This window comes from Micrococcus sp. TA1, from assembly GCF_014199555.1.
Taxonomy (GTDB): Bacteria; Actinomycetota; Actinomycetes; order Actinomycetales; family Micrococcaceae; genus Citricoccus.
The window spans coordinates 2,058,492-2,070,783 of record NZ_JACHNW010000001.1 but is presented as its reverse complement, the minus strand read 5'-3'; the positions used below and the strand labels follow the sequence as shown (position 1 = coordinate 2,070,783).

9 protein-coding genes are annotated in these 12,292 nt (G+C 73.1%); 5 read left to right on the top strand and 4 right to left on the bottom strand.

The features are described 5' to 3' along the window. The first annotated feature begins 43 nt into the window (after nt 1-43). The 4 genes from GGQ69_RS08975 to GGQ69_RS08960 are packed head-to-tail and all read left to right on the top strand — an operon-like array spanning nt 44 to nt 4,650. Complete coding sequence (locus GGQ69_RS08975; protein ID WP_183527324.1) at nt 44-1,180, top strand: GuaB3 family IMP dehydrogenase-related protein; 1,137 nt, start codon at nt 44-46, stop codon at nt 1,178-1,180. A gap of 6 nt (nt 1,181-1,186) precedes the next feature. Then, nucleotides 1,187-3,121: a glycerol-3-phosphate dehydrogenase/oxidase gene (locus tag GGQ69_RS08970; RefSeq protein ID WP_221243373.1), complete on the top strand. Its 1,935-nt coding sequence runs from the start codon at nt 1,187-1,189 to the stop codon at nt 3,119-3,121. Between the two features lie 9 nt (nt 3,122-3,130). Beyond that, nucleotides 3,131-4,105: an SURF1 family protein gene (locus GGQ69_RS08965; RefSeq protein WP_183527320.1), complete on the top strand. Its 975-nt coding sequence runs from the start codon at nt 3,131-3,133 to the stop codon at nt 4,103-4,105. Continuing rightward, nucleotides 4,102-4,650, top strand: a complete 549-nt coding sequence (locus GGQ69_RS08960; protein WP_183527318.1) for a DUF3817 domain-containing protein — start codon at nt 4,102-4,104, stop codon at nt 4,648-4,650. Before GGQ69_RS08965 ends, GGQ69_RS08960 begins: the two co-directional genes overlap by 4 nt. A gap of 132 nt (nt 4,651-4,782) precedes the next feature. Here GGQ69_RS08960 and GGQ69_RS08955 read toward each other — a convergent pair whose 3' ends face one another. From GGQ69_RS08955 to GGQ69_RS08940, 4 genes are all read right to left on the bottom strand, one after another. Further along, nucleotides 4,783-6,201, bottom strand: coding sequence for an MFS transporter (locus tag GGQ69_RS08955; protein WP_183527316.1), 1,419 nt, complete (start codon nt 6,199-6,201; stop codon nt 4,783-4,785). A 97-nt stretch (nt 6,202-6,298) separates the two neighbouring features. Then, nucleotides 6,299-7,507, bottom strand: coding sequence for a M20 family metallopeptidase (locus tag GGQ69_RS08950; RefSeq protein WP_183528494.1), 1,209 nt, complete (start codon nt 7,505-7,507; stop codon nt 6,299-6,301). Between the two features lie 10 nt (nt 7,508-7,517). Further along, complete coding sequence (locus tag GGQ69_RS08945) at nt 7,518-8,690, bottom strand: M24 family metallopeptidase (protein ID WP_183528492.1); 1,173 nt, start codon at nt 8,688-8,690, stop codon at nt 7,518-7,520. A 448-nt stretch (nt 8,691-9,138) separates the two neighbouring features. Then, on the bottom strand, nt 9,139-10,539 hold the full coding sequence (locus GGQ69_RS08940) for an MFS transporter (RefSeq protein WP_370577140.1): 1,401 nt from the start codon (nt 10,537-10,539) through the stop codon (nt 9,139-9,141). 48 nt (nt 10,540-10,587) lie between these two features. On the opposite strand from GGQ69_RS08940, the gene guaA reads away from it, so the two are divergent. Then, the gene (guaA, locus tag GGQ69_RS08935) at nt 10,588-12,198 is read left to right on the top strand and encodes a glutamine-hydrolyzing GMP synthase (RefSeq protein WP_370577139.1); all 1,611 of its coding nucleotides are present in this window, start codon (nt 10,588-10,590) and stop codon (nt 12,196-12,198) included. Nucleotides 12,199-12,292: the final 94 nt, after the last annotated feature.

The following is a 12,292-nucleotide window of genomic DNA, read 5'->3' as shown; positions in this document are numbered from 1 at the left end:
TGCGGTCCGCGGCGGGTCCGAGGTCTGCACTAGGCTGGAAAGCGTGACTCAGCAGATCGAGATCGGCCGCGGCAAGCGGGGACGTCAGGCATTCGCACTGGATGACATCGCGGTGGTGCCCACGCGGCGCACCAGGGACCCCGAGGACGTCTCCATCGGGTGGCAGATCGACGCGTTCACCTTCGAGATGCCGGTCATCGGCGCCCCCATGGACTCCGTGATGAGCCCGGACACCGCGATCGCCCTGGGCAAGCTCGGCGGCATGGGCGTGCTGAACCTCGAGGGGCTGTGGACCCGGTACGAGGACCCCACCCCGGTGATCGAGGAGATCGCCGCGTTCGAGCCGACCAACTACTCGCCGTCCAACACCCGGCGCCTGCAGGAGATCTACTCCCAGCCCATCCGGCCCGAGCTCATCACCGAGCGGCTGGCCCAGATCCGTGAGGCCGGTGTGGTGGTGGCCGGGTCCCTGACCCCGCAGCACACCCAGGAGTACTACGAGACCGTGCTGGCCGCCGGCGTGGACATGTTCGTCATCCGCGGCACCACGGTGTCCGCCGAGCACGTCTCCCAGAACCGCGAGCCGCTGGACCTGAAGAAGTTCATCTACGAGCTCGACGTCCCCGTGATCGTGGGCGGCGCGGCCGGGTACACCCCGGCCCTGCACCTGATGCGCACCGGTGCCGCCGGTGTGCTCGTCGGCTTCGGCGGCGGCGCCTCCTCCACCACCCGGCGGGCCATGGGCATCCGGGTGCCGATGGCCACCGCGATCTCGGACATCGCCGAGGCACGGCGGGACTACATGGACGAGTCCGGCGGCCGCTACGTGCACGTGATCGCCGACGGCGGCGTGGGCACCTCCGGGGACATCGTCAAGGCCCTGGCCGTGGGCGCCGACGCGGTGATGCTCGGCGCCGCCCTGGCCCGCGCCACCGAGGCCCCCGGCCGCGGCTGGCACTGGGGCGGGGAGGCCGCCCATGCGGACATGCCCCGCGGGGACCGCACCGAGGTCGGCACCGTCGGCACCCTGCAGGAGGTGCTCTGGGGCCCGAGCCACCACACCAACGGCACCTCCAACCTGATGGGTGCCCTGAAGCGCGCCATGGCCACCTCCGGCTACTCGGACGTCAAGGAGTTCCAGAAGGTCGAGGTCCTCGTGGCCCCGACCCGCGAGATCTGAGCCAGCATGCCGAGGACGGTGGAGCCGGCAGGGGCCCTGGGGCCGAAGTCCCGGTCGCGGGCGCTCTCCGTCCTGGCGGCCACCACTCCCGAGCACCCGCTGGACGTGCTCGTCATCGGCGGGGGAGTGGTCGGCGCCGGCACCGCGGTGGACGCGGCCACCCGGGGGCTGTCCACCGGTCTGGTCGAGGCCACCGACTACGCCTGGGGCACCTCCTCACGCTCCTCGAAGCTGGTGCACGGCGGGCTGCGCTACCTCGAGATGCTGGACTTCCCCCTCGTCCACGAGGCCCTGCGCGAGCGGGGCCGGCTGGTCGAGGACATCGCCCCGCACCTGGTCCGGCCCGTGCCCTTCCTCTACCCCCTGGCCAAGGCCTGGGAACGGCCCTACGTGGGGGCCGGCCTCGCGCTCTATGACGGCATGGCCGCCGGGCGGACCGGACACCTGCCGGTCCACCGGCACCTGGGCCGCGCGGCCGTGTCCCGGATCGCGCCCGGGCTGCGGCCCGAGAGCCACGCCGGGGCGATCCGCTACTACGACGCGCAGGTGGACGACGCCAGGCTGGTGATCGAGCTGGTGCGCACCGCCGCCACGCACGGCGCCCACTGCGCCTCCCGCGTCCAGGTGACGGCCTACCTCGGCGCCGGAACCGGCACCGGACCCTCGACCGGCGGCGTCCCCGGCATCACCGGTGTCACCGGGGTCGAGGTCCTGGACCGGGAGACGGGCCAGCGCCACACCGTCCACGCCCGCCGCGTCATCACCGCCACCGGCGTCTGGACCGGGCAGATCCCCGTGCGCGGCCCGGACGGCACCGAGCACCCCCTCACCGAGGGCATGCCGCGGGTCACCGCCGCCAAGGGCATCCACCTGGTGGTGCCCAGGGACCGGTTCACCTCCACCTCCGGGCTAATCCTGCGCACGGAGAGATCGGTGCTGTTCGTCATCCCCTGGGACCGGCACTGGATCATCGGCACCACGGACACGCCCTGGGACCTCGGCCCGGACCAGCCGGCGGCCACGAGCCAGGACATCGACTACCTGCTGGCCACGGCCAACGCGGTGCTGGCCGAGCCGCTGAGCCGGGCCGACGTCGTCGGGGTCTTCGCCGGGCTGCGGCCCCTGGTGACGCCGGCCGGGGAGGCCGAGCCGATCGGGGAGCCCCCGGCCGAGGAATCCGGGACGGCGACCACGAAGATCTCCCGCGAGCACGTGGTGGCCACCCCGCTGCCCGGGCTGACCGTGGTGGCCGGCGGCAAGCTCACCACCTACCGCACCATGGCCGCCGACGCCGTGGACACCGCCGTCGCCACCCCCGGGGCACCGGGCACCGGGCCGCTGACCGGACAGGACGTCACCGGCTCGGGGCAGGGCGTCCCCGAGTCCTGCACCGCCGGCCTGCCGCTGCTGGGGGCCCAGGGCTGGCTGCCCACGTGGAACCGGCGGACGCTGCTGGCCACGGACTCCGGGCTGCACCCCGCCGTGGTGGAGTCGCTGCTGCACCGCTACGGTTCGGGAGCGCCGGAGGTGATCGCGCTGGCCGTGGCGGATCCGGAGCTGGCCGCCGAGCTGCCGGGGCTGCCCGGCCACCTCGTCGCCGAGGTGGTGCACGCGGTCACGCACGAGGGCGCTCGCTCGGTCCAGGACGTGCTGGCCCGGCGGATCCGGGCGGTGTTCGAGGTGGACGACGGCGGTGCCGCCGCCGCCGGCCCGGTCGCCACGCTCGCGGCCCCGCTGCTCGGCTGGGACGCCGGGCGGGCCACCGCCGAGGCCGACCGCTACCGGCACTGGGTCCGGGCCCAGCTGGCCACGCAGGACGCGGCCACGGACGAGGCGGCCCACGCGCTGCTGGTCGAGGCGGCCCGCGGCTCCGTGCGCGACCCGGGCCGGGGCGGGCTGCCGAGCACCTCGAGTTCTACGGAGGGTAGAGAAACCGCGTAGTCTTGACGGGTGCTGAAGACCGCCCTGAGACCCATCTGGATCGCCGGACTGATCCTGGCGCTCGTGGTGTCCGGTGTCTTCGTGCTCCTCGGCAAGTGGCAGATGGACAACGCCGCCTCCGCGCCGCCGCCGCTGACGCAGACCGAGACGCCCGTGCCCCTGACCGCGCACTTCCGGCCCGGTGCCGCCATGTTCGGCACGGAGGCCGACCAGGTGGTGACCATGACCGGCCGGTTCGTCCCCGGCACGGACGTGTTCGTGCACCCGCGGCTGCTGGGCGAGCGAGAGGGCTACTGGGCCGTCACCGCCTTCGCCGTGGACGGCGCCCCGGCCGGCGAGGTCATCCCCGTGGTGCGCGGCTGGACCGAGGACCCCGCTCGGACGGACCCCGCTCCCGAGGGGAAGCTGTCCGTCAAGGGACGCCTGCTGCCCGCCGAGGGACCGCAGCCGCAGGGGATGGAACGGACCGGGCACGGCTACGTGCTGGCCAACCTGTCCTCGGCCGAGCTGATCAACCTGTGGGACATGCCCTCTTACGCCGGGTTCGTGGTGGCCTCCGACGTGCTCGCCGGCGGCTCCGGCGACGACCCCGCCGAGCCTGGTGCCGGTGCGGACGCCGACGGCCGGGAGGTCGGCGCGAGGGCGGCCGGCGGTGAGCTGGAACCCGTGACCGTGGGGCCGCAGCCGCAGGAGACCACCTACAACTGGATGAACATCTTCTACGCCATCGAGTGGGTGGTGTTCGCCGGTTTCGCGCTGTACCTGTGGTGGCGCTTCCTCCGCGACGACGTGAACCGCGAACGCGAGGAGGAGGCCCTCGACCGCCGGTGGGCTGAGGAATGGCGCGCCCGCGAGCTCGAGCGCCGCCGTGCCGAGGCCCGCGAGGCCAAGCGCCGGGCCACCGAGGAGTACGAGCGCTTCCACGGGGTCTCAGCCTCCCCGACGCAATCCCCGCCATCCCCGCAATCCCAGGAGAAGCCGTGACCAGACCGGACCAGAAGCCCCCGGTGGACCCGAACACCCTGCCCGACCCCGAGGACATCACCGAGGCGGACCTGCCGGCGCCGCCGCCGCGTCCGGGCCGGGAGGCCCCACGCCGCTTCGCCGGCACGCACCAGCAGATCCGCTCCGCCCTGACCATGTACAAGGTCTGCGCGTGGATCACGGGCATCATGCTGCTGCTGCTCGTGGTCGAGATGATCTTCAAGTACGGCTTCGGCACGGAGCTCTACGCCGGCGGCACCACGATCGACGGCAGCCCCAACTCGCTCTCGTTCCAGCCCGAGGACTCCGTCACCGGCGGATTCAACATCTCGATCGCCGTGCTGATCGCCCACGGCTGGCTGTACGTGGTCTACCTCGTGGCCGCCTTCCGGCTGTGGTCGCTCATGCGCTGGCACGGGATGCGGCTGCTGCTGATCGCCGGTGGCGGCGTGGTGCCGTTCCTGTCCTTCATCGTGGAGCGGCGGGTGCACCGGGAGACCCTCGAGGAGCTCGCCGCCCATCCCGAGGCCGTCCGACGGTACTGACCTGACACCGCTGCGCCCCGGGGCCCACACCGGGCCCGAGCCAGCGCATGCACGACGCCCGGCGGGGAGCTCCCCGCCGGGCGTCGTGCGTGCAGGGCGCCGGCCCAGGGGACCCGGGCCGGTCGGACGGGACTATCCGAGGGCCCGCGCGGGGGCGGGGACGGGGGCGGCTGCCGCGCCGGTCCCGGGGATCTCCGTGCCGCGCAGGGAGACCCCGGCCGTCTCGCGCATGAACCGCACGGCGATGAGCCCGATGACGCAGGCACCCATCATGTAGTACGCCGGGACCAGCGGGTTGCCGGTGGTGGCGATGAGGGCCTCGTTGGCGATCGGGGCGGTGCCCCCGAAGACGGCGGTGGCGACGTTGTAGGTGATGGCGAAACCGGCGAAGCGCACCTGGGTGGGGAACATGGCCGGGAAGGTGGCCGAGATGGTGGCCAGCTGGGGGATGAAGAGCAGGCCCAGCACGGCGAAGCCCAGCAGCGCCCACCAGAAGCCGTTGGCCATGAGCGTGTACATCGGAATGGCCAGCACGAACAGGCCGATCAGCGAGCCGTACCACATCGGCTTCCGGCCGACGCGGTCCGAGAGGGCCCCGGCGAAGGGCACGACCAGCATCATGGCGAACTGGGCCACGAACATGATGGTCAGCACCGTCTGGGCGTCCATGCCGGTCTGGCCCTCCAGGTAGGTCGGCATGTAGCTCAGCAGCGTGTAGTGCACCACGTTGAGGGCCACGACCAGGCCGGCCATCGTGAGCATGGGGCGCCAGTACCGGCTGACCAGGTCCTTGAGCGCCGTCCCGGTGGAGGACTCGGCCTGGCCCGCCTCCTCGAGCTCCAGGAACACCGGTGAGTCCGCCAGCTTGGAGCGCAGGTACAGGCCGATCAGGCCCATCGGCCCGGCGAGCAGGAACGGGATCCGCCAGCCCCAGTCCGCCATGGCCTCCTCGCCGATGGCCATGCCGGACAGCAGGACCACCAGCGAGCCGAGCGCGAAGCCCCCGAGGGTGCCGAACTCCAGGAAGCTGCCGAAGAAGCCCCGCTTCCGGTCCGGGGAGTACTCGGCCATGAACGTCGCCGCTCCGCCGTACTCGCCACCGGTGGAGAAGCCCTGGATCATGCGCAGCACGACCAGCAGGACCGGCGCGGCGAGGCCGATGGTCGCGTAGGTGGGCAGCAGGCCGATGCAGAAGGTCGCCCCGGCCATCAGGATGATCGTCAGCGCCAGGATCCTCTTCCGACCGAGCCGGTCACCGAGCGGCCCCCAGAACAGCCCGCCCAGCGGCCGGACGAGGAAGGACAGGGCGAACGTGCTCAGGGCGAGCAGCGTGCCGGCCTCCCCGGGGAAGAAGTTCTGCGTCAGGTAGACGACCGAGACGGCATACACGCCGTAGTCGAACCATTCGGTGGCGTTGCCGAGCGCCGAGGCCGCGACGGCGCGGTGGACCGTCCGGGCGTCCGGGGCCGCGGGGCCGGCCGCGGCCGGTGACGGGTCCGCACCGCCCTCCGGGCGGCCGGGGGTGTGCTGTGTCTGGTCGAGGTGTGTCATGACAGCCTTCAGGGGGAGGGGTGGCGCCCTGGAGGGCGCCCGGGTGCGGGTGATGAGGGGACATGCGGGAATCGGCGACGGTCCGTGCGAGGCGCCGTCAGGGGGAGAGCATGCGCAGGGCGGTCAGCACGTAGGCACGCGCCGCGAGTTCCAGTTCCTCGACGGCCACGGACTCGTCGACCTGGTGCGCCTGGTCGTTCAGCCCACCGGGACCCATGACCACGGTGGGAACGCCGAGGTCCTGGGCCACGAAGCCGCCGTCGCAGGCCGCGGACCACCCGCCGATGGAGTCGGGGCCGCCCACGGTCCGGACCGCTCCGTGCACCGCCTCCACGAGCGGGTGCTCCCGGGGAGTGCGGAACCCCGGCATGGACATGGTGACGGTGCCGTTCAGGGAGATCCCGTCACCGGTGATGCCGGCCCGGTCGGCGGCGGCGAGCAGGCCGGACAGGATGGCCTCGGGCTCCTCACCGGGCATCAGCCGCCGATCGAGCCAGAGGTGGCACTGCGCGGCGACCATCGAGGTGGCCCGGCCGCCGTCGATCCGGCCGATGTTCCAGGTCGCCGAGCCCAGCAACGGGTCGGGAGTGCGGGCGTGGGCCTCGTGGTCCTCGCGGACCAGGGCGAGCAGGCGGGACGCGGCGTCGATGGCGTTGCGGCCGTCCTCGGGGCGCCCGGAGTGGGCGGACACACCGGTGACGGTCACCTCGAGATAGGCGTCCCCGCGGCACGCGATGACTGTCTGCAGGTCGGTGGGCTCGGCCACGACGCACCCGGCGAAGGTCCGGCCGAGGCCACGCGTGGTGAGGTGGCGGATGCCCAGGCCCAGGTCCTCCTCGTCCACGGTGCAGGCCAGGCGCACCGGCCCCGTCAGCGGCGCCCCGGCGCGGCGCAGGGCGTCCATGGCCACGAGCACGGCCGCCAGGCCGCCCTTCATGTCGGTGGCTCCCCGGCCGAAGACCCGGCCGCCGTCCACGACGGACCGGAACGGCTCACGGGACCACCCGGGTCCTGCCGGCACCACGTCGGAATGGCCCAGGAACAACAGTCCGGGTCCCTCGCCCACGGCCCCGCCGGGGGCCAGCTCCACGTCCACGTTCGGTCGTTGCGGTGCCGCGTCGTCCGTGCGCACCGCCAGCCCGCGAGCGAGCCCGGCCGTCGCCAGCACGCGGGCCGTCTCCAGCTCGGTGCTGCCGGGGTTCTCCCCGCCGGCGTCGATCAGGGCACGCGTCAGGTCCACCAGTCCATCGAGGTCGAGAAGGTCCAGGACCGCGCGCTCACGCGGGGTACAGGCCAGCTGGTCCATGGTCACGGGATCACTTCCTGACCAGCTGCCGGGGGAAGGAGGTGAAGGTCTCCACTCCCGTGCCCGTGACGCGGATCGACTCGGACACCTCGTAGCCGTAGCCGGTCATCCACATCCCGCAGATCAGGTGGAACGTCATGTTCTCGGCCAGCACGTTCTCGTCCTCGGAGCGGATGCTCACGGTGCGCTCGCCCCAGTCCGGGGGATAACCGATGCCGATGGAGTACCCCAGCCGGCTCGGCTTCTCCAGCCCGTACTGGGCCAGCGTCAGGTTCCACGCGCGGGACATCTCCCGCACCGGGACGCCCGCGGCGGTGACGTCGAGCACGGCCTGCAGACCGGCGGCGACCGCCTCCTCCAGCAGGAGCAGCTCGCTCGGGGGAGTGCCGAGCATCACCGTGCGCGCCAGGGGCACGTGATAGCGCCGGTGCGCTCCGGCCAGCTCCACCACGACCGCGTCCCCCTCACCCAGGACGCGGTCCGACCAGGTCAGGTGGGGGGTGTCCGCGGACCGGCCGGTGGGCAGCATGGGGACGATGGCCGGGAAGTCACCCCAGGCCTCCCCGTCGCCCTCCGCCTGGGCGGCGGCGATCCTGGACGCCACGAGGTGCTGGGCGGCCCCGGGCTCGATCGCGTCGATGGCCGCCCGCATGGCGGCGGTCGTGACGCGCGCCGCGGTGCGCATGTACTGGATCTCGGCCTCGGACTTGACCGCCCGTACCCAGTTGACCAGTTCGAAGCTGTCCACGAGGGTCCACTCGGGCAGCGCGTTGACCAGGGCGCGGTAGGCCTTCGGTGCGAAGAAGTGGGCGTCCATCTCCAGGCCGATGCAACCGGTCGCGGCCGGCGCGACCAGTCCCCGCCGGCGCAGGGCGACGGCCACCCAGTCGAAGGGGTGGACGTGGGGCTGGTGGACGTACTGCTCCGGGTAGCCGATCATCTGGTCCTCCGGCAGCCAGGAGGTACGGAACGCACCCTGGGCGTCCATCTCCCGCAGGAACAGCAGCATCTCGCCCTGCGCGGGGACGAAGAGCATCTGCGGGGTGTAGAAGGACCAGGCGTCGTAACCGCTCAGGTAGAAGATGTTCGCGGGATCGGTCACCACCAGCGCGCTGAGGCCCTGACGGGCCATCCGCTCGCGCACCGCTGCCAACCGCTGGCCGTACTCGGTGGCGGAGAACATCGGCACGCGCACGTCGGGGTCTGCGGGCGGCGCGGTCGCGGGCGGCGCGGCCACGGACGGTGCGGTCGCGGGCGGCGCGGCCAGGGACGGCAGGGAGACGGGCGGGGCGGTGGCACCGGTGTCCGGGGACAGGACGCGGTGCAGACGAGTGTTGAGCACGTCATACTTTCTAGGATCCGGCGGGCCGTTTGTCTGCAGGGACGGCTACTCGACCACCACCCGTCCTCGGCGGACCGGGGACGCCGCGGCGGCCCCGGAGGGCCCGCGGGCCACCGTCGACCCCGGCCGTTCGGTCCGGGAGGCCGTCGCGGCACACTCGGTCACCACTCGGATCGGCCCGTCCCCGGGAGCCGGGCCTCGTCCGGCCAGGCCGCGGGGTCTCCGCCGGCCGCGGGCCCTCAGGCGGCCGGTGCCGGCTGGCGGCGGGCCCTCAGGCGGCCGCGTGCCCTCAGTCGGACGGGGCGGGCTGGCGGCGGACCAGGGCGACGACGCCGGCCAGGGACGCCAGCACCACGGCACCGAGCAGCGCCGAGAGCCCGGCGTAGTCGATCCAGCCCATCACGAGCCCGGCCAGCACGGAGCCGACCGCGGCCGCCAGGGACATCGCCGCGTCCGAGAAGCCCTGGGCCGGTACCCGCTCCTGCGGGGCCAGGGCCGCCACCAGCAGGGTGGAGCCGGCCACAGTCGTCGCGGACCAGCCGAGCCCCAGGAGCACGAGCCCCGTCACCACGGCCCAGTGCTCACCGGGCAGGAAGCCGGTGAAGGCGGTGGCGGCCAGCAGGGTGGCGAGTCCGGCGGACACGATCCGCGCCGGGCCGAACCGGTCCGCCAGCACGCCCATCAGCGGGGACAGGGCGTACATCCCGGCCACGTGCAGGGAGATGGTGAAGCCGATCAGCACCACGGTGTCCGGGTGGTGGCCCAGTTCGCTGCTGGCCACCCCCGCCTGGTGCTGCAGGTGCAGGGGCGTCATGGACATCAGCCCCACCATCACCGCGTGCGCCGCGATGACGGAGACCAGCGCGGCCAGCGCGGAGGGATGGCGGCGGATGGCGTGCCAGCCGGCGGTCCAGCGGTTGCCCGGGACCGTGCGCGCCACCGCCGGTACCGGCTCCACGACGGTCTCCACGCCTCCCGTCCCGGTCCCGGGCCCGACCGGACGGCGGGGCGCGTCCGGGTCCGGACCCTCGGGGACGCCCTCCAGCTCGCGGCGCAGCAGCAGCGGATCCGGGCGCAGCCCCAGCAGGATGATCAGCCAGCCGACCAGCATGCCGGCACCGGAGATGAGGAACGGCCCGGCATGGGCGGGGATCCCCAGCCACCCGGACAGCACCGCGCCGGGGCCCACCATGTTCGGGCCGAGGACGGCTCCCACGGTCACCGCCCACACCACGAGGGACAGGTCGCGCCCGCGGTGCCGGGGCTCGGCCAGGTCGGTCACGGCGAACCGGGCCTGCAGGTTCACGGCCGCCCCGAAACCCACCAGGAACGCGCCGAGCAGCAGGACCGGGAACGCCCGGGCGAGCACCGCCGTGACCATGAGGGCCTGGCCGACCAGGCCCGCGGCCAGTCCCGCGCCGAGGGCCACCCGCCGGCCACGGGACAGGGCGAGCTGGGCCAGCGGGATGGACACCACCGCGGATCCGAGCGTCATGCCCGTGTTGACCAGCCCGGCGGTGGCCTCGGCCCCGGACAGGTCCACGGCGAGGATCGATCCCAGGGACAGCGTGGCCCCGTTGCCCAGGCCGGAGAACACCTGCGCGGTGCCCAGCACGGCCACGGTGTGGCGCTGGGCCTCGCGGGCCCGCGGGTTCAGGGGTACGACGTCGGTCCCCGCGTTCTCGTTCACGGCACCACGATAGGTGGGGGCGGTCCCGCGCTGGACTATCCTTGACGGGTGACTTCCACCCAGGCTGACAACCCGCAGATCGCCGCCGACTTCCCGACCGTCCTCGTGGTCGACAACGGTGCCCAGTACGCCCAGCTGATCGCCCGCCGGGTCCGCGAGGCCAACGTGTACTCCGAGGTCGTCCCGCACACCCTGGCCACCGAGGAGATCCTCGCGCGCAAGCCGGCCGCCCTCATCCTCTCCGGCGGGCCCTCCTCGGTGTACGCCGAGGGCGCTCCCCGGCTCGACCCCGAGCTGCTCGAGGCCGGCGTGCCCGTGCTCGGCCTGTGCTACGGCTTCCAGGCGATCGCCCAGGCGCTGGGCGGGAAGGTCGCCCACACCGAGACCCGCGAGTACGGCTCCACCCGGCTCGAGGCCATCAGCCCCACCTCCGAGCTGCTCGAGGGCCAGGACGTGGACCAGGTGGTGTGGATGAGCCACTCCGACGCCGTGTCCGAGGCCCCTCCCGGGTTCGCCGTGACCGCGCGCACCCCCGGTGCCCCGGTGGCCGCGTTCGAGAGCCCGGAGAAGCGGATCTACGGGGTGCAGTGGCACCCGGAGGTCGGCCACACCGAGCGCGGCCAGGACGTCCTGGAGAACTTCCTGCGCCGCGGCGCAGGGCTGGAGCAGTCCTGGACCACCTCGAACGTGATCGAGGAGCAGGTCGAGCTGATCCGCGAGCAGATCGGTGACTACCGCGCCATCTGCGGCCTGTCCGGCGGCGTCGACTCCGCCGTGGCCGCCGCCCTCGTGCAGCGGGCCGTCGGGGACCAGCTCACCTGCGTCTACGTCAACCACGGCCTGATGCGCCAGGACGAGTCCGAGGAGATCGAGAAGGCCTTCGGCCGGGCCGGCGGCGGAGCCCGGCTGGTCATGGTGGACGCCGAGGACGTGTTCCTCGAGGCCCTGGCCGGCGTCACCGACCCCGAGACCAAGCGCAAGATCATCGGTGAGAAGTTCATCCGCACCTTCGAGCGGGCCCAGGCGGACATCATCGAGGAGTCCCGCCACGACCCGGACGCCAAGGACGTGCGCTTCCTGGTCCAGGGCACCCTGTACCCGGACGTCGTCGAGTCCGGCGGGGGAGAGGGCACCGCCAACATCAAGAGCCACCACAACGTGGGCGGGCTGCCGGAGGACATCGAGTTCGAGCTCGTCGAGCCGCTGCGTGCCCTGTTCAAGGACGAGGTGCGCGCGGTCGGCCACGAGCTGGGCCTGCCGGACGAGATCGTCTGGCGCCAGCCGTTCCCCGGCCCCGGCCTGGGCATCCGCATCATCGGCGAGGTGACGAAGGAACGCCTGGACCTGCTGCGCAAGGCCGACGCGATCGTGCGCGCCGAGCTGACCGCCGCCGGGCTGGACCGCCACATCTGGCAGTGCCCGGTGGTGCTGCTGGCGGACGTGCGCTCGGTGGGCGTCCAGGGCGACGGCCGCACCTACGGCCACCCCGTGGTGCTGCGGCCCGTCACCTCCGAGGACGCCATGACCGCGGACTGGGCACAGCTGCCCCACGACCTGCTCTCGCGGATCTCGAACCGGATCACCAACGAGGTGGACGGGGTCAACCGGGTGGTCCTGGACGTGACCAGCAAGCCCCCGGGAACCATCGAGTGGGAGTGAGCCGTCGAGGACGGCGGTGGGGCACACCGCCGTCCTCGACGGAATCGTCGGTGCCGTTGGGTACCGTGGAAGCAAGCATCGGTGACCCCCGGCG

What these genes read in the sequence shown, in the direction of transcription:
- GGQ69_RS08970 (WP_221243373.1), top strand. Translation starts at nt 1,187, where the DNA reads ATGCCGAGGACGGTGGAGCCGGCAGGGGCCCTGGGGCCGAAGTCCCGG.
- GGQ69_RS08955 (WP_183527316.1), bottom strand. Translation starts at nt 6,201, where the DNA reads ATGACACACCTCGACCAGACACAGCACACCCCCGGCCGCCCGGAGGGC.
- GGQ69_RS08950 (WP_183528494.1), bottom strand. Translation starts at nt 7,507, where the DNA reads ATGGACCAGCTGGCCTGTACCCCGCGTGAGCGCGCGGTCCTGGACCTT.
- GGQ69_RS08945 (WP_183528492.1), bottom strand. Translation starts at nt 8,690, where the DNA reads ATGTTCTCCGCCACCGAGTACGGCCAGCGGTTGGCAGCGGTGCGCGAG.